18 protein-coding genes and 1 pseudogene are annotated in these 25,574 nt (G+C 45.6%); 9 read left to right on the top strand and 10 right to left on the bottom strand.

Annotated elements, in window-relative coordinates; genetic code table 11:
* Positions 1-229 precede the first annotated feature (229 nt).
* Positions 230-748: a DUF3087 family protein gene (locus FC652_RS05335; protein ID WP_176297768.1), complete on the bottom strand. Its 519-nt coding sequence runs from the start codon at positions 746-748 to the stop codon at positions 230-232.
* A 199-nt stretch (positions 749-947) separates the two neighbouring features.
* On the opposite strand from FC652_RS05335, the gene trmY reads away from it, so the two are divergent.
* Positions 948-1,544, top strand: a complete 597-nt coding sequence (trmY, locus tag FC652_RS05330) for a tRNA (pseudouridine(54)-N(1))-methyltransferase TrmY (RefSeq protein WP_176297767.1) — start codon at positions 948-950, stop codon at positions 1,542-1,544.
* Between the two features lie 54 nt (positions 1,545-1,598).
* Here trmY and FC652_RS05325 read toward each other — a convergent pair whose 3' ends face one another.
* Complete coding sequence (locus tag FC652_RS05325) at positions 1,599-3,335, bottom strand: methyl-accepting chemotaxis protein (protein WP_176297766.1); 1,737 nt, start codon at positions 3,333-3,335, stop codon at positions 1,599-1,601.
* Positions 3,336-3,451: 116 nt separating this feature from the next.
* Positions 3,452-7,438 carry a response regulator gene (locus FC652_RS05320; RefSeq protein ID WP_176297765.1) on the bottom strand — a complete coding sequence of 1,329 codons (3,987 nt, stop codon included), beginning with the start codon at positions 7,436-7,438 and terminating at the stop codon, positions 3,452-3,454.
* 110 nt (positions 7,439-7,548) lie between these two features.
* Here FC652_RS05320 and FC652_RS05315 point away from each other — a divergent pair, with 110 nt between their 5' ends.
* Positions 7,549-8,643, top strand: a complete 1,095-nt coding sequence (locus tag FC652_RS05315) for an HD-GYP domain-containing protein (RefSeq protein ID WP_176297764.1) — start codon at positions 7,549-7,551, stop codon at positions 8,641-8,643.
* A gap of 160 nt (positions 8,644-8,803) precedes the next feature.
* Here FC652_RS05315 and FC652_RS20545 read toward each other — a convergent pair.
* Positions 8,804-8,933: pseudogene (locus FC652_RS20545) on the bottom strand (IS3 family transposase); the annotation flags it as partial.
* Between the two features lie 207 nt (positions 8,934-9,140).
* On the opposite strand from FC652_RS20545, the gene FC652_RS05310 reads away from it, so the two are divergent.
* Together FC652_RS05310 and FC652_RS05305 are read left to right on the top strand one after the other, a co-directional pair.
* Positions 9,141-9,632: a DUF6795 domain-containing protein gene (locus FC652_RS05310; protein WP_255199130.1), complete on the top strand. Its 492-nt coding sequence runs from the start codon at positions 9,141-9,143 to the stop codon at positions 9,630-9,632.
* The gene (locus tag FC652_RS05305; RefSeq protein WP_176297763.1) at positions 9,632-9,988 is read left to right on the top strand and encodes a hypothetical protein; all 357 of its coding nucleotides are present in this window, start codon (positions 9,632-9,634) and stop codon (positions 9,986-9,988) included. Before FC652_RS05310 ends, FC652_RS05305 begins: the two co-directional genes overlap by 1 nt.
* On the opposite strand, the gene FC652_RS05300 is transcribed toward FC652_RS05305, so the two are convergent.
* Complete coding sequence (locus FC652_RS05300) at positions 9,983-11,083, bottom strand: ISAs1 family transposase (RefSeq protein WP_176297762.1); 1,101 nt, start codon at positions 11,081-11,083, stop codon at positions 9,983-9,985. The two genes, FC652_RS05305 and FC652_RS05300, sit on opposite strands and share 6 nt — an antisense overlap.
* A 336-nt stretch (positions 11,084-11,419) precedes the next feature.
* Positions 11,420-12,868 carry a pyruvate kinase gene (gene pyk / locus FC652_RS05295; protein WP_176297761.1) on the bottom strand — a complete coding sequence of 483 codons (1,449 nt, stop codon included), beginning with the start codon at positions 12,866-12,868 and terminating at the stop codon, positions 11,420-11,422.
* 267 nt (positions 12,869-13,135) lie between these two features.
* On the opposite strand from pyk, the gene FC652_RS05290 reads away from it, so the two are divergent.
* Positions 13,136-14,353 carry an ROK family protein gene (locus FC652_RS05290; protein WP_176297760.1) on the top strand — a complete coding sequence of 406 codons (1,218 nt, stop codon included), beginning with the start codon at positions 13,136-13,138 and terminating at the stop codon, positions 14,351-14,353.
* 182 nt (positions 14,354-14,535) lie between these two features.
* Positions 14,536-15,477 (top strand): chemotaxis protein CheV, encoded by a 942-nt coding sequence (locus FC652_RS05285; protein WP_176297759.1) that lies wholly within the window; start codon positions 14,536-14,538, stop codon positions 15,475-15,477.
* 78 nt (positions 15,478-15,555) lie between these two features.
* Here FC652_RS05285 and FC652_RS05280 read toward each other — a convergent pair whose 3' ends face one another.
* The 4 genes from FC652_RS05280 to FC652_RS05265 all read right to left on the bottom strand — a co-directional run bounded on the left by FC652_RS05280 (position 15,556) and on the right by FC652_RS05265 (position 21,582).
* Complete coding sequence (locus FC652_RS05280; RefSeq protein ID WP_176297758.1) at positions 15,556-18,630, bottom strand: error-prone DNA polymerase; 3,075 nt, start codon at positions 18,628-18,630, stop codon at positions 15,556-15,558.
* A gap of 6 nt (positions 18,631-18,636) precedes the next feature.
* Positions 18,637-20,034 carry a DNA polymerase Y family protein gene (locus FC652_RS05275; RefSeq protein WP_176297757.1) on the bottom strand — a complete coding sequence of 466 codons (1,398 nt, stop codon included), beginning with the start codon at positions 20,032-20,034 and terminating at the stop codon, positions 18,637-18,639.
* 4 nt (positions 20,035-20,038) lie between these two features.
* Positions 20,039-20,722, bottom strand: a complete 684-nt coding sequence (gene imuA, locus FC652_RS05270; protein ID WP_176297756.1) for a translesion DNA synthesis-associated protein ImuA — start codon at positions 20,720-20,722, stop codon at positions 20,039-20,041.
* 116 nt (positions 20,723-20,838) lie between these two features.
* Positions 20,839-21,582, bottom strand: a complete 744-nt coding sequence (locus FC652_RS05265) for a YciK family oxidoreductase (RefSeq protein WP_176297755.1) — start codon at positions 21,580-21,582, stop codon at positions 20,839-20,841.
* A 130-nt stretch (positions 21,583-21,712) separates the two neighbouring features.
* Between FC652_RS05265 and sohB the strand changes: the two genes are divergently transcribed.
* The 3 genes from sohB (at position 21,713) to rpsA (ending at position 25,430) form a co-directional block, all read left to right on the top strand.
* Positions 21,713-22,774, top strand: coding sequence for a protease SohB (gene sohB, locus FC652_RS05260; protein ID WP_176297754.1), 1,062 nt, complete (start codon positions 21,713-21,715; stop codon positions 22,772-22,774).
* A 195-nt stretch (positions 22,775-22,969) separates the two neighbouring features.
* On the top strand, positions 22,970-23,650 hold the full coding sequence (cmk, locus tag FC652_RS05255) for a (d)CMP kinase (RefSeq protein ID WP_176297753.1): 681 nt from the start codon (positions 22,970-22,972) through the stop codon (positions 23,648-23,650).
* A 109-nt stretch (positions 23,651-23,759) separates the two neighbouring features.
* The gene (gene rpsA, locus FC652_RS05250) at positions 23,760-25,430 is read left to right on the top strand and encodes a 30S ribosomal protein S1 (protein WP_176297752.1); all 1,671 of its coding nucleotides are present in this window, start codon (positions 23,760-23,762) and stop codon (positions 25,428-25,430) included.
* The last annotated feature ends 144 nt before the right edge of the window (positions 25,431-25,574 follow it).

Below are 25,574 nucleotides of genomic sequence, written 5' to 3'. Positions count from 1 at the left end.
TGAAGAGTCAAACATTTTTTCAAATTTATTTTCTCAGAAGCTTTTACCTCACCCGACCTTGCTGAAGCCTTACGCTGTCTGCCGTGTCGGTGGATGCGCATTATAGGGAACGAAGTTTCTTTGGCAAGTGCTTTTCGATAAAAAATGTCACAAAACCGTTCGTTCGCGCAAGAAACAATCAAGGGGTTATTTTTCTTGGTTCCATGTTAAAAAAAAGCATCTGTTTTCGTCAGAAATCGTTCAACCAAACAGCTTGGAAATCGGATGCATTGAGCACTCTGTGGTTTTGTTCCCACTGACGAATCCTTTCCAGCTCATTCAATACACTCTTTATTGTCAGTGTATTGTTGTCTAACTCGTACACTTGCTGCTGAGTTTGATAGTAAAACTTAAGAATGGTCATTGCTCTCTCATTGTGTTCGTTATGAGCAGCATGTTTGAGGATAGTCACTTTACGATAGATCTTTAAATGAGTCTGTTTAAGCTTCCATACATACAAAAGCTCATCAAAATAGCGATGCGTCTTTATTTGATTCAAGATTGAAAGCGTACTGACAAGAGCAATAACTACTCCGACTAGGTTCCAAACAAAGTTTCCCGTTGATTCGCCTTCAACAATGTCTGTATTACCAAATAGGGCAATCAACAATGTACTAAATGCAATGGCAGAACAGGCAAAAGCCAGTAGAAACGCCACTATCACCATGTTCCCTTTCTTTCTATATGCTTCTTTATTTATTTGACGCACGAATACCGCCCTCCTTCTTTTAGTGCCAGACTAGTTTAACCAAGCAATACGCACTCGCAACGTTTCCTTTGTAAGCTTTCTCTCAATTGCTCTCTCTTTCACTCTACTTCGAATACTCACTTTGATAACAGCATGACTCGCAACAAACTATTTGTTAGGTATATACTCCGTGCATTCGAATTCACTGCAAAGGTCTATCATGCGTACATTTGTATTACGCGCACGCGCAGCGCCGACAAACAGTCGAGCGTTATTAGAAGGAGTCGGTAACGAGGCTCATACTGAGATTCTTGCACATACTCTGATGAACACCATGTTTGTTGCTCAGTCGCATCGTGAAGACATCATTGTCCATTTAGTACTTGAAAGCACAAAAGATTTCTCTCGTACCATAACGATTAACTCAAATGAGATCTCAAATGTCGGGGGGTTTCACGAAGCGAACTTGTTAAATATTGTTGTTCGTGCGCTTGATGCTTCTACAGGTATGGGCAAAGAAGAATTAAGAAATGTCGAACCGGGCGTGACCGTTCGTACAATTAGCTTTGAACGATTAGTCCAGCAGCTTGCTGAAGATCATCAGCTATATATGTTGGAAAAGAAAGGCGAGTTTGTACGCGACATTAAGTTTGCTGCCAATCCTTGTTTTTTGCTTACTGACCACATTCCGATGCCGAAGAAAACCTTCAACAGTCTGAAGCGTCTCGGAACGCAAAACATTAGCCTTGGCCCTAAAATGTTGTTTGCCTCCCAATGCGTGACTTTGATTCAAAACGAACTGGATCTGCAACAGTAGCAACGCTCTTGCGAGCATAAAACTCGCAAGAGAATCGCCTATTTGGAGTCACAATTACGTACGGATATGAGATACCACACCGTTGAGGTCATCAACATTTCGTTGCAAGTCGACCACGATCGGACCAAGTTGATTGATCGCTTCATTCATTTCTGAAGAGAGGTTTTTGATATTGGCCAAGTTACTGGAGATCTCGTCACTGACGGCCAACTGTTCTTCCGTCGCTGCCGCAATCGCGGTGTTGAGTTTATGAATTTCAACCGCAGAACCTTGAATCGTTCCTAGTGCATCGTTCGCCACACCCATATTCGAGCGTGTTGACTGCATCTTATCGGCACTGCTTTGAATGGTCGAGGTTGACCGCTTTGCTTTCTCTTGCAGTGTCATGATGATGCTTTCAATCTCACCGGTGGAATCTTGAGTACGTTGTGCCAACGAACGCACTTCATCCGCCACCACCGCAAAACCACGGCCTTGCTCCCCTGCCCGCGCAGCTTCTATCGCCGCATTCAGTGCCAACAAGTTGGTTTGCTCGGCAATCGCTTTGATCACATCTAACACATTACCCACATTGTTGGACTCTTCTGCCAACTGTTGGATGATCTGCGATGTATTGGTGAACTCCCCTTCCAACTGGCTAAATTCTCGTGTGGTCTTGTCGAACACCGATTTGCTGGTTGATGCTTCTTTTTCAGCGCTACCTGCATACTGTTCCGCCATCGTTGTACTTTCCGCCACATTCGAAAGTGCCGCTGTCATCTCTTCCATTGCGGTTGCCGCCATTTCCATCTCTTGGTTCTGCTGACCCGCCATCGAGATATTTTTGCGAGTAATACTTTGAATCGCTTCTGAAATATTGGAGATAGTGGTATTCACTTGGTTAATCTTGCTGATGGTTTTCGCATAGCTGATCAGCACTTTGTTAATGGTGGTGCCGATGACGCCAAGCTCGTTATTACTCTTGTCGTCCACACGCAAAGTCAAATCAGAGTTAACGTCCACCTCTTTCAAAATATTGGCCATTTGATCAATGGGCTTCACCACTTTGCGGTTAACCAAAACGTAACCAATTATCGCAATGACAAACACCACGATGAGAGAAACATTGCCAATCATCACCGTGGTTCTGACATCATGCGCAGCCGTTTCAAATTGACGATTGGTTCGCGCTTCTAGCTCTTTAAAAAACTCATCAATCGGCGCCATGATTTTGGCTTTTTCTTGGTGATATTCTTTACTGTGTAAGAGTTTCGCCGCCATTGCCATATCTGGCTCTGCTCGACGAGTGTAGTTGCCAGAACTATCCGGATAGAGCCCCTTCACCGCATTCATCGCTTTGACTTCCATATTCACCAAAGCATCGGAGTTTTGTTGGGCTTGTTTAAGAAGTTGAAACTCAGATTGGGTGAAGCCCAGATTTTCCATCATTTTTTGTAGTGAGATTCTTGCACCATCGGCTTTGGGTTTTTGCCCATAGTTCAACACCAAATCCCAGTAGATGGTGTGATAGTTTTGCGGTCTCGGTTTGTCACCATTGCGGATGGCAAGGATGTCCATGTACATTTTTTCGTAGGTTTCATCACCGGTCAGCACATACGTACGCCCTAAACGCGTTAAATCATCAGAGCTTTGGCGTAGCTCATCTGCCGCTTGATACGATTGATAACGGATCTGCGACATTTGATTTACTGTTTGCAATAGTCCGTTGAGCTGCAACACCGTTACTACACTGATTACGATGCCAAGGCCAATCACCCCAAACACCAGTTTCATCGTGTTATTGATATTCATACTGTTCATTCCTTGTTAATTTAACGTTGCCAACCACGTTGTTGCTATAGGAATCGGGGAACAGCATCCCTCCAGTTATTTTATCGCTTCGCTCTTCGTCGTCGCGTTTGATCCGTTTACTCAGGTTTTGGAAATGCCGCCAGCATCTGTTTAGCCTGCTCAAACTCAAAACTTTCAATGGCATTGATAAGCTGTTGCTTTTGCTCATCCGTCCACACATCGCAATCTTTGGCTTGCTTAATCACATCCACCGCCGCCACATCGTATTGCTCGACAAGCTCGACCAGCCGTTTGTAGAGCTCTGCCGCTTCTTCGCATTCTTGCTCACTCACATTGACATGCCGTTTTTGCCATTCCGATAATTGTGCGTGCAGCTTATCGAGCGCGACACCCGCTAATTCCAACTCACCGATCACGGTTTTACTGCGATGATCGATGCTCTTCTCCATTTTTATTGCCAGCTGAGCAAGAGGAGTGACGCCAAGATTGGCTGCAGCGCCTTTGAGGGTATGAGCCATACGCGCCGCCATATCCCAATCTTCTTTTTCCACTACCTCTTTAAACATAGGCAACTCTTCCAATTGCATCTCTAAAAAACGACTTAAAATCGACAAATAACTTTCCTTATTCCCGCCAGTGTTAAAAATCGCTTCTTTTAGATTAATACCGGATAAAGTGGGCAAATCGTCTTCATCGGCAGAGGCTGTCCGATCCGGGGTACTCTGTGAACTCGAGGTCGAATGTGATGACGAGGTGTGACTCGCTGCGTTGCTTGCCGACAAGTACTGAGAAAGCACTTGGTAAAGATTATGCACATTGATGGGTTTTGCGACGTGGTCATTCATGCCCGCTTCATGGCATCGTTCTACATCGCTTTGCATCGCGTTGGCCGTCATGGCGACGATCGGCAATGTTGCCCACTCAGCTCGCTCGCGGATCGCTTTGGTGGCGGTAATGCCATCCATCACCGGCATTTGCATGTCCATCAAAACCAGATCGATCGGATGATGCTCGAGTGCTTCTATGGCTAACTTGCCGTTATCTGCGGTGATAATGTTGAGATTTGTACCATTAAGAAGACCAATCGCCACTTCTTGGTTCACTTCGTTGTCTTCCACCAGCAACAAGGTTTGTCCATCAAACACCGGTTTCTCAAACGTCATGGTTGTGCTGCTTCGCGTCACATGTTCAATGCCATAGCTGTCCATAATAGCATCTAGCAAATTGGACGGATTCACTGGTTTGACGATTAAAGAATCCACCAGCTTACTGCTGTTTTCATCCATGGAAATTTCGCGTCCATAGGCGGTCACCAAGAAGTTTTTCGTTTCTGCCAACAATCGTTCTTGATGGGCCGTTTGCAGCAGCTCTAACCCATTCATGCCCGGCATGTTCCAGTCAACAAACACCATATCAAAGGTGCTTTGGCGGAGCTCATCTAGAGCTTCAAAGCCATTGCTCACTGCTTTGGCATCAAATTGCATCGCGCTCAGTAGCGTCATTAAAATGTTTCGTGCCGAATCGTTATCATCAACAATCAAGGCACGTTTGCCTGCCAAGCCACTAATTGGTTTAGCAATGTCACGCATTTTCGCCTCTTGCAAGCCGCAGTGAATGGTAAAGGTAAACGTCGAACCCATACCGACGGCGCTGCTGACCGACAACTGCCCGCCCATCAGTTCCACCAACTGCTTACTGATGCTGAGCCCTAATCCTGTGCCACCAAACTCGCGAGTAATGCTGGTGTCTGCTTGTGAGAAAGCGTTAAAGAGATCGGCTATTTTCTCTTTATCGATACCGATGCCGGTGTCTTTCACCGAGAAGCGGAGCGTCACATCGTCACTGGATTGCGACTCCGGCATGACCGATACCAAGATCTCGCCTTTTTCGGTAAATTTCACCGCATTTCCGCACAAGTTCACCAACACTTGACCAAGACGAAGTGGATCACCCACCAAGCCGACTGGCACTCTTGGGTCGATATCCAACAAGAACTCAATGCCTTTTTCCTGTGCTTTAAACGAGATCACGTTGGTCAAATTTTCAAACACTTCATCCAAGCTGAAATCAATCGACTCGACACTCAGTTTACCCGCCTCAATTTTGGAGAAATCGAGAATGTCATTGATGATGCCCAGTAAGTTCTTCGCGGACTCATTAATGCGTGTGAGGTACTTGCGTTGGGAAGGGTCCAGTTCGGTATTGAGCGCAAGATGCGCCATGCCTAAGATGGCGTTCATCGGGGTGCGGATTTCATGACTCATATTGGCGAGGAAATCCCCTTTCGCTCGACTCATCGCATCTGCGGTGTCTTTCGCATCTCGCAGTTCAGACTCCATCTGCTTACGCTCGGTGAGATCCAACAAGATCCCCACGATCCCAGAAACACGACCTTGGCTATTATTGAACGACGCTTCGCAGACCAACATATCGCGGCATCCACCTTGGCTATCGAGCAGCGACAGCTCATAGTTCTTACTGCACTGCTCTTGGCTAAGCTCTTGATGCACTTGGGTAAAATGATGCGAGGCCTCTTGCTGGCTGAACACTTCTATCGGGGTACGTCCGACAATTTCGTGCATCGCTAGGCCCGTCAACTCACTGAATTTGGCATTGACGGTTAGATACTTGCCTTGCGCTGAGAGGCAGTACATCGGATTGGGGGTCGCGTTGAGGATTTCTTGATTGAGCTGCGACTGTTCCAGTACTTTCTGCTCCGCTTTTCTTTGCAGCTCCACATTCTGGCTTAGCTGAATACTCACAGAAAGATCATCCAGCATCTGTGATAGCCATTGATACTGTAACGGGGTAAGCGTATCGACCGTACCGAGTTCCAATAGCGCCACCGGCTGTTTGTTCACACACAATGGGAAATAGTAAATTTCATTCAGTTCCAGCACACCACCATTGACGTGCGTGGTGTATTTTCCCTGCAACGATTTCATGCTGTAGGGTTTATCGGACAGCAACACGCTGAGCTGAGTTGAGCTCTGATCGCTGATTTCGCGGCTGATGGTATCGTCGTAACCCGCCCCTGCAATACGAATAAGTTTGTCATCGCGGTAGATCGCAATACTGACTTGCTGCACAGGAAATTGATGAAGTAGAAACTGCGTGACTTCATGGCACAAAGACTGCGTCGATTGGCTGGTTCGCAGCACAATGTTGAAATCTTTCACTAAGGTGTTTTGGCTCAGCTGCTCGGAAATATGGTGGAAGACCACATTCAAACTGTCGATGAATTTTTGCAGCTCGGCATACGCGGTTTGCGTAATCGTAAAGGCGTAATCTTGTGCTTTTACTTGATTCACCACCGTACGCAGTAGCTTACTCAATGGGCTGATGTACAAACGCCACAACAGCGTGAACGAAACAACGATCGATGCGAGTAAAATGGCCACTAACACTCGGTATACATACTGGTATTGCAGCTCCTGAGTGTCGGTTTGCTTTATGTTGCCTTCAATACGGTGGACGATCGCTTGATGCGCCGAGCCGATCCCTTTCATGATCTTGGCTTTTTCTTCAAAGTAGACTTTGCCGTACAGTAATGATTGCGCATAAGGCAGATCCGGTTTGCCCGTGTAAAACTCCTTACCATCAGGCTCCAACTTAAATCCCTTTACCGCTAAAAACGCTTCACGCTCAATATTCACCAAGTTATCCGACAGCATTAAGGCACTTTTCAGCTCAAGAAACTCGGTGGCGCTGATGCCCGAATCACGTAGTCTTTGCAGTAGCGGAATACCTGTCTCACTGGTAAACAATGGAACATATTCGGCTGAGCTGGCAGCGAGATCCCAATACTCGTATTCATTTCCCGCAGGCAAAGGCAATTTGCCGTCACGAATATCCAGCACCTTGTTGAACAGCGCTTCCCAGCCATCCTCTCCAGTCACCACGTAAGCTCTGGCAAACTTAGTCAAATGATCTGAGCTTTGTTTGAGCTCTTGAGAAAGACGATAAAACCGATGAAGGTCTTGCTGATAATCTCGACTTTGGGTTCGAAGCTCCGCCACCTTTTGCGTGACAGACAACATGGCAATAGAACAGATCCCCATCGCCAAAAACAGCAGCATAAATAATGTTCTAATTGAGCGCATTCACTGGGCCTTCTTGCAAGATAGGAGTGCAATAAATCGATGCTTGTCTATAGTTACTGATAAGTTTAGTTATTGTTCAGCAAGTCGCCGATATTTTTCAGGAACGATTTATGCCCATTGAAAATCTGGATGATTGCACCGTTTTAATTGTCGACGATTCCGCAGACAATCTGGCGTTTATGGCTCAAGGGCTCTCCAGTCGCTACCACGTGAAAGCGGCCAAATCTGGGGAGATGGCGTTGCATATCTTAGAGCAGTTTGAGATTGATTTAGTGCTGCTCGATATCGTGATGCCCGAGCTATCGGGTTATGATGTGATCAGAAAAATTCGAGCCAATCACAAAACTCAAGATATTCCTGTGGTCTTTTTAACGGGTAAGGATTCACCCGAAGATGAGAAACTAGGGTTTGAGCTTGGCGCTGTCGACTACATTCACAAACCTGTCAGTATTCCTTTGCTGCGCTCGCGAGTACAAACCCATCTGCAAAATAAACGCTCGAAAGATTTTCTGCGCGATCAAAATGGCTACCTAGAGAAAGAGGTACTCAAACGTTCACACGAGCTTGACCGCATGCAAGATGCGGTGGTGTTTGCCTTAGCCAGTTTGGCAGAAACGCGCGATCCGGAAACGGGCAACCATATTTTGCGAACTCAGCATTATGTGCGTTTACTGGCGGAGCAGTTGGCGTTGCTTCCCAAATACCAAACGGTTCTCACCCCCAAAATAGTGGATACCTACTTTAAAGCCGCGCCGCTGCATGACATCGGCAAAGTGGGCATAGTTGACTCCATTTTGCTCAAACCTGGCAAGCTCACCGCAGAAGAATTTGAAGAGATGAAATCTCACACCACACTGGGATTATTGGCTCTAGAGAAAGCAGAGAAACTCTCCGGCGCGCAAAATGAACTCATCTCTGCGGCAAAAGAGATTGCTTATGGGCACCATGAAAAGTGGGATGGCTCTGGTTATCCCAATGGTTATGCGGGTGAGCGTATTCCGCTCAGTGCTCGGCTCATGGCCATTGCCGACGTGTATGACGCGCTGCGCTGCAAACGTGTGTATAAAGGCCCGATGAGCCATGAGGAAACACGCTCAATCATTCTCGAAGGCAATGGGACACATTTTGATCCCGAAGTGATTGAAGCTTTTTTGGAGCAAGAAGACATGTTCATCAAAATCGCCAGCGAATTCGCGGATGAATAATTCATCCAGAAAGAAACAGAACGCCACAATTACTATGGTCTGCTCCAGCCAAACTGAACACTTCATTAAGTGATATTTTGCTGTTCAAAGTTAACTGAGCATAGATACGTTATGTCACCCACCCATTTTTGATTCAGAGCCGTTACATGAAAGTATTTGTCATGTAGACAACCCTTAAACACGGCAGATTTTCGAGAATAAATTCATAGCTATCTACTTTAGATTTTTCGCGAAGTCGGTGACGGCATTTTTAAGATATCTAGTTCTTCTGCTTTGTCTGCCATCAGTCGAACTTGTTGATGGATTAACAATACTCTTCTCAGTCCAGCTTGTGCTAAACAGCCAAAACTATGACAAAAATTATTCATATTATATAAATACAGAAATGTCATTTGCATACTTAAGTGATTCAAGCCCAAAAAATGACATTATAGTTTGTATAAACATTTAACTAATAAGAGCATTTTTCTGCAGGATTCTTGGCGAAGAACATTATCATGTATAGACTTTTCTTCATATTACTCACTTTATCTTTTCAGGGGAAAACAGACCAAATGCAGTCAATTTTAAGTCCAGAAATAAGAGGAAAAATTGTTCTAAATGGAGAGTCATTTAGCGGATTAAAAATTGAAAGAACCATTATTTACAATGGTGTTTTAACTGACGAAGCGACAACTAACGAAGATGGCTATTTCTTTTTCAATTCAGTGGAACCAGAAAAAAACCATAAGCAAAGTAACTTACAAGACATTAGGGTGCAAGTCATTGTTAGAACTAATATCTCCAACAATGACATAACGATATGGCAATCTAAACTTCATACTTTCAGACCATCGAATGTGATTGTAGCCTCTCTAGGAAATCTTTACTGCAATGTTACTAATCCCCTTAGAGTATATACTTATTCGGAAACGGAAGAGGAACCTGTAACGAACGAAGTTTATAGCATTTGTGATTTAGAAAAGTTGACTTTCGAGGAACTATACTAATGAAAACACTATCCCCTAAAGATGCACTTACTTTTGCAGAGCAAGCTTATGATATTGAGTTTGAAACAAGTACATTTCGACCTGAACGCAGATTGGCAAAGAAATTTAACTTTGATGCAGGGAAAACAACTGTTAAGGCCAAAACAGGCTCTCCACTAGGATTATTGTCAAATAGAATCTCCAATTTTGTACTTTGTGCTCAAGGTCATGGCTCTATGGATGGACAGTATGTGTTTGCATTTCGTGGAACGAATTTTGATTTTACTGCAGATAAGTTAACGGACATTAATATTGGAGTAAAAGGCAGCAGCAATGGTGCTTATGCAGGGCGGGAGCATACTTTGGTGGATTTATAACCCCAAGAAGACTCTTGCCCTATAATCATCGTTCCAACCCGCTTTCTTCATCTTCACTTTTTGGCTCGGAGCACCACAGTCGCATTGCTTGAGCATATTCATGACAAAACGTCTAAACAACGCGATGTTTTCAACAGCACCATCTAAAGTGATACGAGAGCTATCTTCTTTAAAAACAACATCTAAAACATAATGTTGGCTGTTCTCAATCCGCCAATGCTGGCGAATATAATGGCCCAGAAGTTTGTGGTTCGGCGACAAAGAACTTATATAGTAAGAAGTATCTACACTGCCTTTACCGTTGATCACACGATGGCGTTCCACGGCTATGATGCTTCTTACCGTCGGCCATTTCTCCACTAAGTCGTCCGGCAATTTGGCTTTTAGCTGAAACACGTATCGCTCTTCGCTGCGACCATGTTTTTTCTCTTTGACTTCGGTGACGATTTTTTCTTTGCCTGCATCAAAAACCGCTTGGAACTGCTCAACAACAGCCGCTCTAAGCTTAGGCTGATTGTACTTAACCTGGACAACAACATGCGCTTGTTTTTCTTTGATTTTTTCTAGTGTTTCACGCTGGCAATGCAGTGCGTCAATCGTGATAACGCTATCCTTGACATTAATAACATCAAGCATTTGACGAACAATGCTTATCTCACCATTTTTAGTCTCTGTTGGCTTTTGGCTTAGTACGAGACCACGCTCAGTGTCGTAAGCCGTGACCAGCTGCAATGCTGTTTTCCTGTCGTTACGATAGGAGCCTCGCAGAACCTTTCCGTCAAATGCGATAATGGGTTTGTTCTGAGTCGTTCGTTGTTCATTTATCCAAAGAGCCAAAGCTTCAAGCAAAGACTCCGCAACAACGGAACGCAAGATGCGAGCTATCGTGTGTCTGCGAGGGATACCATGCTCGAATGGTCTATACTTTCTTAACCAGTCGAGTTTTTCTTCTCCAAAAAATTCAATATCTTGCCAACCTTCGCATCCCGATGCGATAGCGCTAATAACAAGGAACATAACATCGATAAGGTCGTGTTTTTGGTTGATGTCCGAGCGAGTATCTTCTACAACAGATAAGTGTTCAATAAGGTTCAAAATGACTGTGCTGCTGAGGGTTTGGCACAATTAGATCATATTTGTTAACAAAGTGCGATCCCGCCCTGGTGTTGGCTACGCTCGTTCACCCCAATCACATAGTCTGTCTATGTTCATGGGGATGACCTCACTTGCCGCCTACCTGCAACTCCAAGTAGTTTGGGTATAGTGTGTTGAGGTTTTTAGAGCTGACGGGGTTCTCGCTAGTGATCAAGGTCGAGGTTTTGCATGGGTATTGACGCAGAGAGCGTTAAAAGCAGCCTCCATTGACTGCTTCTAACGCGCTCTGATACGACCGATCACCTTATGCGTTTCTAAGGTCCACCTAAAAAGTCGTTATTCGAACACGGGTAGGATCCGCATGCAGTTGGTCGAGCCCTCCACATCCATGATGTCGCCTTGAGTAATGATGACGAGATCACCAAAATCGAGCAGGTTTTTCTTTCTTAATGTGCTCAGTGCTGCCACTGCCACATCAAAGCCGGTTTCCACTTTAGTATCAAAATGAACAGGGGTGACACCTCGATAGAGAGCACAACGGTTCAGAGTGCGTTCATTGGGCGAGAGCGCAAAAATCGGCAGTGTTGAGTTGAGTCTTGACGTCATTAACGCTGTTCGGCCCGATTCAGTCAGCGTGACCATGGCCTTGACGCCTTGCATATGGTTGGCGGCGTAAATGGTCGACATCGCAATGGTTTCTTCTGCCGTGACAAAGGATTTGTCAATGCGGTAGTTCTGGCTGCCAGGCTCCCACATTTTTTCCGCCCCCATACACACTTCCGCCATCGAACGAACCGTCTCAACCGGGTATTTCCCAGCTGCCGTTTCTCCAGAAAGCATCACCGCATCAGTGCCATCCAGTACTGCGTTGGCTACGTCCATGACTTCCGCTCGAGTCGGCATTGGGTTTTCAATCATCGACTCCATCATTTGTGTGGCCGTGATCACCACGCGATTGAGCTCTTTTGCCCGCTTGATGAGTTTTTTCTGCACACCAATTAACTCAGGATCGCCAATTTCTACTCCGAGATCACCACGCGCCACCATGATGACATCGGACGCCATAATGATGTCGTCGATGTTCTCGTCATTGCGCACGGTTTCGGCGCGTTCGACTTTAGCCACCAGCTTGGCTTCCAGTCCTGCGTCTCGTGCCAGTCTGCGCGCATAATCCATGTCCGCGCCATTGCGCGGGAAGGAGATGGCGAGGTAGTCAACTTTGATTTCTGCCGCAAGCAAAATGTCGTTCTTGTCTTTTTCAGTCAGTGCATCGGCAGAAAGGCCACCGCCTTTTTTATTGATCCCTTTGTTGTTAGACAAAGGGCCACCCACAATCACGCGGGTGTTGACTTTATTGCCATCAACAGTCAGGACTTGCAGTTGCACACGACCGTCGTCCAGCAGCAAAATATCTTCTGGACCAACATCTTGCGGTAAGGCTTTGTAATCAAGCCCAACAGCGTGTTGATTACCTTCCCCTTTAGGTAAGTCGCTATCGAGGGTAAAAAGGTCCCCAACAGAGAGAAAGATCTTACCTTCTTTGAAAGTCGATACGCGAATTTTGGGGCCTTGTAAATCACCAAGAAGTGCCACTTGGCGTCCCAGCTTGGCGGCAATCGCGCGTACTTTTTCTGCTCGTTTCTTATGGTCTTCCGGGGTGCCATGAGAGAAATTCATTCTTACTACATTGGCGCCCACACGAATGATCTCTTCCAACACATTATCTTTGTCAGTCGAAGGGCCTAAAGTAGTGACAATTTTTGTTCTTCTGAGTGAGTGACTCATCGCTTCTCCTGCAATAAACGGGTTATGAATTGTTATACAGAAAAGCGTGGTTGCTTTGCTGTTGACTTTCCACAAAAAATAGAAATTTTTTCTAAAAAATTAAGTTTCTGCGGGCGGGATTCATAACGGATTAAATGACGGATATTTGATTCGATACACAAACATTCATGTTTATACGTGATTCGGGTCACGGGGATTTATCAATTCACTTCACAATTACTTCGCAAAGTAAAAAAATTATCTGGTTATAAAATGTTGGAGTGCAAGATGTACATGGCTCAACCGGGCCATATTGATCATATCAAACAGGTCAATGCTGGTCGTGTATATAAACTTATTGACCTTAAAGGTCCTATCTCTCGAATCGATTTGTCCAAAGAAAGTGAATTGGCACCGGCGAGTATTACCAAAATTACTCGTGAGCTCATTGAGGCACATTTGATTCATGAGACTACGGTCCAAGAAGCGATCAGTCGGGGCAGACCTGCGGTTGGCTTGCAGGTGAATAATGCCGGTTGGCAATTTCTTTCGATGCGTCTTGGTCGCGGTTATCTCACCATCGCACTCCACGAACTGGGTGGTGAGGTTTTGATTGACACCAAGATCGATATCCATGAACGAGATCAAGACGATGTTTTGGCTCGCCTGCTCCACGAAATTGAAGAATTTTTTCAAACTTATTCAGATCAGCTCGACCGTGTTACCAGTATCGCCATCACTTTACCTGGGTTGGTGAATTCGGAGCAGGGGATTGTATTGCAAATGCCGCACTATAATGTGGAGAATTTGGCGCTCGGCCCTGAGATTTACAAAGCGACTGGTTTGCCTGTTTTCGTTGCCAACGACACGCGCGCGTGGGCGCTGGCGGAAAAGTTGTTTGGTCACTCTCAAGAAAATGAAAACTCGGTGCTGATTTCTATCCACCACGGTTTGGGGGCTGGCATTATTCTTGATGGGCGAGTGCTACAAGGTCGCCATGGCAACATCGGCGAGTTGGGGCACATTCAAATCGATCCTCAAGGTAAGCGATGCCATTGCGGAAACCTCGGTTGTTTAGAAACGGTGGCGAGCTCAAAGGCGATCCGTGAAGAGGTGATGGAGCGCATCGAAGCTGGCGAAGCGTCAATTCTCGCAGAACTTGAAGACGTGACCATCGAAAGCATTTGTGAAGCCGCGGCGAATGGCGATCCTTTAGCGGTGGATGTGATTGAAAAACTCGGTCGTTATCTCGGTTCTGCCATTGCGATTGTGATCAACCTGTTTAACCCTGAGAAGGTGTTGATCGGTGGCGTGATTAACCAAGCGAAAGAGGTATTATACCCAGCTATTCGTCAGTGCATCCAAGAGCAGAGCTTACCGGTTTACCATCAAGATTTGGAAGTCGTGGAGTCTCGCTTCTATAAACAGGCCACCATGCCAGGTGCGGCGCTGATTAAGCAAGCCCTCTATGACGGCTTACTGTTGATGAAAGTGGTGGAAGGTTAATCACAACAGAATGAAAACCTGGCGATGTGCCAGGTTTTTTGATTTTAGCGCATTGAAATCAGTGACCTGTCTATCTCAATTCATGTCCATCAATTGATCTCTGTTTTTCATTCATGTAGTTTTGCCCCCAGTTATGTTTTTTAGGCTATTTTTAATAGAGCTTTAACCCATTAGGATGTTGTATGTCTGGAGTTTTAAATACTGTAGACCAGCGAACCAATTTGGTTGGTGAAAACCGTCTGGAACTTTTGCTGTTTAGTTTAAATAGCCGTCAGTTATTTGCGATCAATGTGTTCAAAGTGAGAGAGGTACTCAAAGTGCCGCCTCTGACAAAGTTACCAGGCGCACATGCAAACATCCGAGGCGTGGCTTCCTTACGTGGTGAGCCAGTGCCGGTGATTGATTTACGTCGTTCGATAGGCTTTCCAGCTTCTCGTCTAGAAAACCAAGAAGAGAACCTGATTATCACCGAGTATAACCGCACGATTCAGGGCTTTTTGGTTGGCCAAGTGCGCAATATTATCAATACCGCTTGGACGGAAATTCAGCCGCCACCGAAAACCTCAGGTCGCAGTAATTATTTAACCGCGATTACCCACGTGAAAGAGGGCAAAGAAACGAAGATCGTTGAGATCATCGATGTAGAAAAAGTACTGGCTGAAATCATCAACTATGATGTGACGATTTCTGACGGTATTTTAGACACGAAACTCTCGGATGAGATGGTGGGGCGCAAAGTGTTGGTGGTGGATGATTCTTCAACTGCTCGCAACCAAATCCGCGATACATTATCGCAACTGGGCTTGCATATCATTGAATGTCGCGATGGTTTGGAAGCGTTGAATCTTCTTAAATCTTGGTGTGATGAAGGTAAGGATCTCAATAAAGAGCTCTTGTTGATGATTACAGATGCGGAAATGCCAGAAATGGATGGCTATAAGTTGACGCATGAAATAAGAAATGATCCACGCATGTCTAAACTCTTTATCACACTCAATACGTCGCTCAGCGGCAGTTTTAATGAAGCCATGGTGCAAAAAGTGGGCTGTGACCGTTTCATTTCAAAATTCCAACCCGATTTGCTGGTTCAAGTGACGCAGGACAGACTAAGAGAGATTATTTAATCTTGAGAGAGTTTTAGAATGAAAGGAGTGAGTTATCACTCCTTTTTTTGTGTGTGATTCTATTTCGAGCGGTCTGATTTAATGAAAATCACGTGATTTTGTTTTGAGCTCTGCTAAATGTTCTGTCAGGTCAATAAGCCGACCGGCAATGACATGCGTTACTTCTCCTTCACGCTCCAAAATGCCTTTGACCATTAACAATTTTGCGGTGAGGTAGGCTTGTTTTTGTGCTCTTGCGGTTGCCTGCCAAACGACCACATTGGTGTTGCCTGTATCATCTTCAAGAGTAAAAAATGTAACCCCAGCCGCGGTACCCGGTGACTGCTTTCCCGTCACTAAACCCACCACAGTGACTAAAGAACGATGTGGCAAGGTCGGCAGTTGATTGGCTCGGCTAAAGCGCGTTAAGACACCCGCTTGTTCGAGCATCGTAATAGGATGCAGCCCCAAAGAGAGGCCCGTAGAAGAAAAGTCCTCTAAGAGATCTTGATAAGGATTGGGCGCAGCTAAAGGTGCAGAAGATGAAGAAGTTTGCTGGTGGAACAGGGGTAACGCATCAAGATTGTCCATGACTTGCCAGCGAGCATGATAACGGTTGTTGGCCATTTGGTGGAATGCATTAGCAGAAGCAAGGTGCTGAATATCTTTGGCTTGATTCACGATCTGTTTGACTTCGCTGATGCTATGAAAACCATTTGAGGGGCGGTGCTGCAGCAAACGTTGTATACCTTCTTGGCTTAAACCTTTGATGAGATTTAACCCCAAGCGAATGGCGAGTTGCCCTGAGGGAAGGGGAGTCAACTGGTGTTCTGCCTGCGATTGATTAACGCAAATCGGTAGAATGTGGATACCGTGTCGCTTGGCGTCTTGCACGAGTTGTGAGGGACTGTAGAACCCCATCGGTTGACTATTGAGTAGTGCGGTATAAAACTCGGCGGGGTAATAATGTTTCAGCCAAGCAGAACAATAGGCTAAAACTGCGAAAGAAGCAGAGTGGCTTTCTGGAAAACCATACTCGCCAAAGCCACAAACTTGTTCAAAGATGCGCTCTGCAAAGTCTAACTCATAGCCTCTTTCCAACATGCCATTGATTAACTTTGTTTTGAACTTGAAGACGTGCCCGTTTTTTTTCCATGCCGCCATTGCGCGTCGCAGTTGATCCGCTTCTCCGCCACTAAACCCTGCCGCAACCATCGCCAGTTTGATCACTTGCTCTTGGAAAATCGGCACTCCGAGCGTTCTTGCTAGAACTTCTCTCACCTCTTCTGAGGGGTAAGAGATCGCCTCTTCACCATCTCGACGCTTTAAGAATGGATGCACCATGTCACCTTGAATCGGCCCTGGGCGAACGATGGCGATTTGTATCACCAAATCGTAATAACAAGCGGGTTTTAATCGTGGCAGCATGCTCATTTGTGCGCGAGATTCGATCTGGAAGACGCCAATGGTATCGGCTTTTTGGATCATGCGATAAACCTGCTCGTCATCTTGTTGACGCGTGATGTCTGCGATAGTAAGAGAACGCTTGTGATGTTTCCAAATGGAGGTAAAACATTTGCGAATGGCGGTGAGCATTCCTAATGAAAGGACATCGACTTTCAGCAATTTTAAGCTTTCCAAATCATCCTTATCCCACTGAATGATCGTACGTTCCGCCATGGCCGCATTTTCTACCGGCACCAGTTCGTATAACGGGCCAGAAGAGATGACAAAGCCGCCAACGTGTTGTGACAAGTGACGTGGGAATCCGATAATTTCATTGACCAATTCGATAAACTGTTGGCCTTTGAGTGAATCGGCTTTCAGCCCCAGTTCGACGATTTGTCCTTGCCAGTCTAACTCTCTATCTCGACGGTTAATGTTTTTGAGGAAAAAATCGAGTTGTGTTTCTTCCAGCCCTAACGCTTTACCGACTTGTCGTACCGCACTTTTAAAACGGTAAGAGATCACGGTTGCAGCAAGAGCAGCTCGTTGACGACCGTATTTCTGATAAATATATTGAATGACTTCTTCACGTCGTTCGTGCTCAAAATCCACGTCAATATCGGGTGGCTCATCGCGTTCTTTGCTTATAAAACGCTCAAAGAGAACCGCAATTTGCCGTGGATCGACAGAGGTGATTTGCAAGCAGTAGCAAACGACCGAGTTGGCGGCCGATCCCCGACCTTGATAAAGAATGCCTCGGCTTTTGGCAAACATCACAATGTCGTGAATGGTAAGAAAGAAGAAAGGGTAGCCTTGCTCCTTAATCAAGCGCAGCTCTTTTTGGATAGTCTGCTCAATCGCTTCAGGAACGCCTTCAGGAAACCGCTTCTTTTTTCCTTGTTCAACGAGGTGCTGCAAATAGGAATCTGGCGTGAAGCCATTTGGGATCAGTTCACTGGGGTATTCGTATTGCAATGAGGCCAACTCAAATGTGCATTGCTGAGCAATGGTGAGACTCTCTGCAAGCCATTGGGCTTTGAAAAGTTTGCGTAGCTTACTCTCGGAGCGCAGTGACTGTTCAGCATTGACCAGCCGATGTGGCCCTAGTTGTTCAACAGTACAACCGTGGCGAATCGCCGTTACAGTGTGTTGTAAAGGTAAACGTTCAGGTCGGTGCATCAAAACTCCGCCACAAGCGGTGATAGGGAGATCAAGCTGTGTGGCTAGTTGCTGGCAATGATGTTGATAAATGGCATCGTCATGGCGTAAGTGACGCTGTAGCCCTAACCAAAGCCGCGATGCGTGGTAGCGCTGGAGCCATTTCCCCCACTGATAATCACACGCTTTGCCCAGAGGTAGCCACAGCACAAAGCAATGCTTTAGTGAAAGGATGTCCCATTCGGACAGTTGGTATTGGCCCTTTTCACAACGCCGACGCGCGTTGGTGATGACGCGGCACAGTTCGGCATAAGCTTGGCGATTGGGGCAGAGTAACACAAAGCGACATTCGTCGTTGAGATGGAAAAGGCTGCCGACAACTTGCTTAATATTGAGTTTGTGCTGTTTGATGGCACTGTGTGCCCGAACGATCCCAGCTAAAGAGCACTCGTCGGTAATGGCAATGGCATGGTAGCCCAGAAAGTGGGCTTGCAGCACCAACTCTTCTGGGTGTGAGGCTCCAGTTAGAAAAGAAAAATTGCTTTGGCAAAATAATTCAGCGTAATACATCACAACTCAACTAAATAGACCGTGTAAAAACCAATGTTTGCTTTGATCTCGAAATACCCAGAGCCATTGGCCTTGTTGAGTTCTGGCAATAAAGTAATCGCGCATAACACTTTCTCCATCCCACCAACCACTGACAATACGCTCTGGGCCATGAATCAGCGAAACATCCTGCTGCAAAGGCTCAGGTGAGGGTAATAATAGGCTTGGTCGTAAGCGATCGTAGTCGATCTCTGTGGTCATTTGCCCATTTAAGGCAGGTTGATAGCTTGTGGCCTTTTCTGGTCTGGGATCATGGTTAAGAGCCAGCGTTGAAACGGCTTGCTTACCGAGTTTCGCTTGGAGTACGGAGCAAAGCTCAAGCCTAGTTAGCTTGCCACTTTGGTGAGAAAAAAGATCATCGGGCTGACTTTGCTGCTCACCATCTCGAATAACAGCAAGGCCAAGGCGAATCACGGCCGATTGCAACACAAGGGACTCCAAGGTGAGAGCCGATAAGGTTTGCCACTTTTGCCAGCGATACTCGCCTTGTGCAGAATGGATGGCAATGGTGTCCTGTCGATCATCACGTTGATACAACGTAAGAGCAAGTTCAAACGCGACACGATCGCGCATAGTGAGATAGTGTTCTAAGTGCTGAAAGAGCTTACTCAGGGGTTTTTCGAGCCATTGAACATTCTCCAATTCATACAACAGTTCGAACTCTTGTTTGAACAGCGAAGGAGGGTGATAAAAATCCACTGGATGTTTAAACTGCCCTGTGATTTTTCCCATATAGTTGACCAGATCGATATCAAATCGGCGAGCCACTTCTGGCAAAGGTAGAACGAGCAACTCTCCTAGGGTATGAATGCCCAAGCGCTGAAGTTTTTCAATGGTGGCCGGTTTGATTTCACTGCAAGTTAACGCACGCTGTTGTAATAGGGTTGAGATACGGCTTTTGTCTTCAGTAATCAATGTGAGTCCTGCTTTAGCAAGCATTTTAGCCGCTAACGGCGAATAACCACACGCAGCATAGTATCGCAGGTGTCTCACATTGAGTTGCTTGGCCAAAGCATGCCAATAATGGTCAAGCCCATCGTATAACAGCAGCATTTGACTGGCTCTTATCAGTAGTCCACTTGGCGGATCTAACACAATATCGGCGGTGATCAAGTAGAGCCATTGAGCAATTTCTTTTAATTTGTTTTGTTCTAATGTCGAATCATGGGCCACGACGTGCAAATCGGCGCAAAGTGCCGCTGCATTGGCGAGGCCCATATGCAATTTTATCCCAGCAGCATAAGCCAGACTATTCGCTTGGGTTACTTGATGTGACAGAGGATCAAGCACAACAATGGGTTGCTCGTCATCCATGAACGAATCAAGTTGAATCGAAGGAAAATGCAAATAGAGCCATAACGTCATGATCTTAGCCTTGTAATGCTACTGGGAAGGGAATAACTCGAGGTTCTGCGGTAGCTTTGCTTAAGGTTAATTGCGGAAAAAGCCGCTGATAGTTAATTTCTACGGTGCCTCGCTGCCATCCACCTTTACGCTTTCGAACTTTGACACAAATGCCTTGCTCGGAGGGGGTGAGTTGCAATGAAAGTGAAATGGGTAGAGAAAGTCGAGCATGCGAGCTTTCTCTAAACATAAACAGCAAACTGCCTCCTCGTTCACAAGCGACTTGCAGGCGTTTAACTTGATGAATTTCAATCACATCTTGCCAAAGCAGAGCGGTTTGGCAAACACCGCTTTTTAAGCATTGCTCTGCTGACCAAAGGGCTTCTTTTTTTGTTGAAGGTGACAAAATTAAGCTATCGGCGAGAGAAAGCCCTACATTGCGCCAAAATGCCGCATTGATCATCGCAGGTGGCTGGATAAGAGCTACGGTGTGTTGTTGTGATGCTAGAAAAGGGCTGAGTAAGCGTAATTCACCAATGCCTAAAAGGGATTCTATTTCCACCACACCATGACGAGGGAATCCGCCTTCTAATAACGTGTCTAAATCGGTTAACCCTGAACTGTAGCAATGCTGCTCTTCTCGGTAGTGTGCCGAGCTTGCATGCCAGATGAGTTGCTGACGTTTAAGATCTTGAATGATGTTCTGCATAATAAAATACCTGTATATATGAACAGTATATTTCACTAATGGAAAGGTGCAAGATCTTTGTCGAGAGAAAATAAAAAAGGCAGCAACTGCTGCCTTCTATGCCACTAGGTATATCTCTAGCGCTTAGGTTGTGCGTCGATACATTGTCCGTTGATTTCTGTCATCGCAGGATCCATTAAGTGTAGATACAGCGGCATGAGATCTTGCGGCGTTTTCAACGTGTTGGCATCTTCACCAGGATAGGCTTTTTCACGCATACGTGTGCGTGTGGCTCCGGGATTAATTGCGTTGACACGCATCGGCGTATCGCTCAGTTCATCGGCAAGCACTTGCATCATACCTTCAACAGCGAACTTAGAAATCGCATACGGACCCCAGAAAGCTCGACCAGAGTGACCAACGGTTGAAGAGGTAAAAATGATTCGGCCAGCCTCAGCTTTACGTAACACGGGCAACAGAGCTTGAGTCATCAGCACTTCCGCTTTGACATTAATCTGCATGATGTCGTCAAAATCTTCTTCGTTGATTTGCTCAAATGGGCAAAGTGTACTCAAAACGCCAGCGTTATGAAGCAGACCATCCAAACGGCCAAACTGACCTTCAATCGTTTCTGCCATGTCAATATAGTTTTGCTTTGTGGCACCCTTAAGGTCGAGCGGGATGATCGCCGCTTGAGGGTAACCTGCCGCTTCAATTTCATCGTAAACCGATTCGAGGTTCTTCACGTTACGGCCAAGCAAAATAACGGTTGCGCCATGTTTTGCGTAGCTCAATGCAGCTTGACGACCGATGCCAGCACCAGCACCAGTCACAAGAATAACTTTATCGTTCAGGGCATCTGCAGAGATTGAATAGTCCACTGTGCTCAATCCTTATATTTCTATTTGTTCTATCCTGCGTTGCAAAATCAAACAGATATGCAACGGAAAGTCTTGGTAATTGTGACAAGATGGCTACAATACACCAATTCACACTTTAGGGGATATTACATTGGAATTTTTATTGGATTACGGCTTGTTTTTAGCCAAGGTGGTGACCTTTATTGTGGCGATTGTCGTGTTATTGGTGCTTGCGAAATCTTTGAGTAGCAAATCGTCTGCCACGAAAGGGGAGCTGGAGATAACCAATCTTTCTGAGCAACATAAACAGACTATCGAACATTTAGAGCATTACCTACATGATGACGCCTACTTAAAAGCACGTGATAAAGCGGTTAAAAAAGAAGAAAAAGAGAAAGACAAACAGCGTGAAAAAGAGGTGAAGAAAGCCGCGAAAGAAGGGACGCTGGAGCATAAACGTGAGCCTCACCTATTTGTGTTGGATTTCCATGGCAGCATTGATGCAAAAGAAGTCACCTCGTTGCGTGAAGAAATTACCGCCATTCTTGCTGTGGCAGGAGAAGGTGATGAAGTGTTGCTACGGTTAGAGTCGGGTGGTGGCATGGTTCACGGTTATGGGCTTGCCTCATCACAATTGGATCGCATTAAAGCAGCAGGATTACCACTAACGATTGCAGTAGATAAAGTAGCGGCCAGTGGTGGTTACATGATGGCTTGTGTCGCGGATAAAATTGTTTCTGCCCCATTTGCCATTGTTGGCTCAATCGGTGTTATTGCGCAGATACCAAACTTCAATAAGTTGTTAAAGAAGCACGATATTGAGTTTGAACAGATGACAGCCGGTGAGTACAAACGCACGCTAACCATGTTTGGCGAAAATACCGACAAAGCACGTGACAAATTTAAGCAAGAGTTAGAAGAAACGCATGATCTGTTTAAAGATTTTATTCGTGAGCATCGTCCGGCATTAGAGCTTGAAAAAGTCGCAACAGGTGAACACTGGTTTGGTACACAAGCAAAAACATTGGGTTTAATTGATGATGTGTCCACGTCCGATGATCTGATCGTAGCCGCTTGTAAAGAGAAAACCGTGTTGGCGATTCATTACGTTCAGAAGAAAAAACTGACAGATAAATTAGCGGGTGCAGCAGCGAAAATTTCAGATCGCGTGCTGCTAAAGCTTGTCGAGCGTGGGCAGAAACCTATCGTTTGATTTCTTATTTGGTTAGCAACTCATGGTAAACGGCGAAAGAGAGCTCTTTCGCCGTTTTTATTGAGAGACAACACTTTATTGGTGTAATCGATTACCTGGGGGATTTCTCCTCGCCCCCAACGCCGAATGGCATTATAATATGCGCCTCTGAAACTGGGCCTTAGCCTAAAAAAGAAAACATAAGTGGAGAACAACATGTCGTCTCAGACTCCGGTAGTAACCGTAGATGGACCAAGTGGCGCGGGTAAAGGCACTCTTTGTATGCTGCTGTCAAAGAAGCTCGGCTTTCAACTTTTAGATTCCGGTGCGATCTACCGTGTATTAGCTCTTGCCGCCATTCACCACGGTGTGGACACTGAGTCAGAAGATGCATTGGTTCCACTCGCGACACATCTTGACGTACAGTTCGTTGCCGAAGGTGACTTAGTCAAAGTCATCCTTGAGGGTGAAGATGTTTCAAAAGAATTACGCAAAGAAGAAACGGGCATGGCAGCGTCAAAAGTAGCCGCTTTGCCAAGAGTTCGTGAAGCATTACTACGTCGTCAACGTGCCTTTGAAGCGGCTCCTGGTTTGGTTGCCGACGGAAGAGACATGGGCACGGTCGTTTTTCCTACTGCGAAAGCCAAAATTTTCCTTGATGCGAGCGCGGAAGAACGTGCACATCGTCGCCTTAAACAGTTGCAAGATAAAGGCTTAGATGTTAGATTTGACGACCTTTTGAGCGAGATCCAAGAGCGTGACGATCGCGATCGTAACCGCCCAGTGGCACCATTACGCCCTGCAGAGGATGCGCTTGTGCTAGACTCCACCTCGATGAGTATCGACGAAGTGGTCGAAAAGGCACTACAATATATCGAATCTAAGCTGGCTGAGTAATTTCACTCAGGCAGGTAAGAACGTCGGTCGCAAGGATGATGATTGGCGAATTTAATAACCCCATGCGGTAGGATACCCATGGAAGTTTAATTTTTTGAAGATTAAATAAATGACTGAATCTTTTGCTCAACTCTTTGAAGAGTTTCTAAACGAGACTGAATTCCAACAAGGTACTATCGTTAAAGGTACTGTAGTAGCTATCGAAAACGGCTACGTTCTTGTTGACGCTGGTCTTAAGTCTGAGTCTGCAATTCCTGCTGAACAGTTCAAGAACGCTGCTGGCGAACTTGAAGTTGAAGTTGGTTCTGAAGTAGACGTTGCTCTGGACGCTGTAGAAGACGGTTTCGGTGAAACTCAACTTTCTCGTGAGAAAGCGAAGCGTCACGAAGCTTGGATCGTTCTTGAGAAAGCTTACGAAGAAGCTGCAACTGTTGTTGGTATCATCAACGGTAAAGTTAAAGGCGGTTTCACTGTTGAACTAAACGGTATCCGTGCTTTCCTTCCAGGTTCTCTAGTAGACGTACGTCCTATCCGTGACACTGCTCACCTAGAAAACAAAGAGCTAGAGTTCAAAGTAATCAAGCTTGACCAGAAGCGTAACAACGTAGTTGTATCTCGCCGCGCAGTTATCGAATCTGAAAGCACAGTAGAACGTGACGAGCTTCTAGAAACTCTACAAGAAGGTTCTGAAGTTAAAGGTATCGTTAAGAACCTAACTGACTACGGTGCGTTCGTAGATCTAGGTGGCGTTGACGGTCTTCTACACATCACTGATATGGCGTGGAAGCGCGTTAAGCACCCATCTGAAATCGTTAACGTTGGTGACGAGATCCTAGTTAAAGTTCTTAAGTTCGATCGTGACCGCACTCGCGTTTCACTAGGTCTTAAGCAGCTAGGTGAAGATCCATGGGTAGCAATCGCTAAGCGTTACCCAGAAGGTCACAAACTATCTGGTCGCGTAACTAACCTAACTGACTACGGCTGTTTCGTTGAAATCGAAGAAGGCGTTGAAGGTCTAGTACACGTTTCTGAAATGGATTGGACTAACAAGAACATCCACCCATCTAAAGTTGTTAATGTTGGCGACGAAGTTGAGGTTATGGTTCTTGAAATCGACGAAGAACGTCGTCGTATCTCTCTAGGTCTGAAACAGTGTAAAGCTAACCCATGGCAGTCATTCGCTGAAGCTCAAGCTAAAGGCGATAAAGTAACTGGTAAGATCAAGTCAATCACTGACTTCGGTATCTTCATCGGTCTAGACGGTGGTATCGACGGTCTTGTTCACCTATCTGACATTTCTTGGAACGTAGCTGGCGAAGAAGCGGTTCGCGAATTCAAGAAAGGCGACGAAATCTCTGCAGTAGTTCTAGCAGTAGACGCAGAGCGTGAGCGTATCTCTCTAGGCATCAAGCAAATGGAAAACGACCCATTCAATGCTTACGTTGCTGACAACAAGAAAGGTACTCTAGTTAACGGTACTGTAACTGCAGTTGACGCTAAAGGCGCAGCAATCGAACTAGAAGATGGTGTAGAAGGTTACATCCGCGCTTCTGAAGTTTCACGTGATCGCGTTGAAGACGCAACACTGATCCTAAGCGTTGGTGACAAAGTTGAAGCGAAATTTACTGGTGTAGACCGTAAGAACCGCGTAATCAACCTGTCAATCAAAGCGAAAGACGAAGCTGAAGAGCAAGAAGCAATGGCAACTATCAACAAAGCTGACGAAGCTGCGTTTGGTAATGCAATGGCTGACGCTTTCAAAGCAGCTAAAGGCGAATAATAGACGTCTTAAAAAGGAGCCGAAAGGCTCCTTTTTTTTGTCTCAATTTCTGCTATATGTTTACTGTTAGTTGTAGTATTAAATACACAAGATATTATGCTGTTATCTATTTCTAGGTATCTAGTGAAAACTTCCTCCAAAGGA

This window comes from Vibrio sp. 05-20-BW147, assembly GCF_013369385.1.
Lineage (GTDB): Bacteria > Pseudomonadota > Gammaproteobacteria > Enterobacterales > Vibrionaceae > Vibrio > Vibrio floridensis.
The sequence above is the reverse complement of the archived record's forward strand: the minus strand, read 5'-3'. Positions and strand labels throughout refer to the sequence as shown.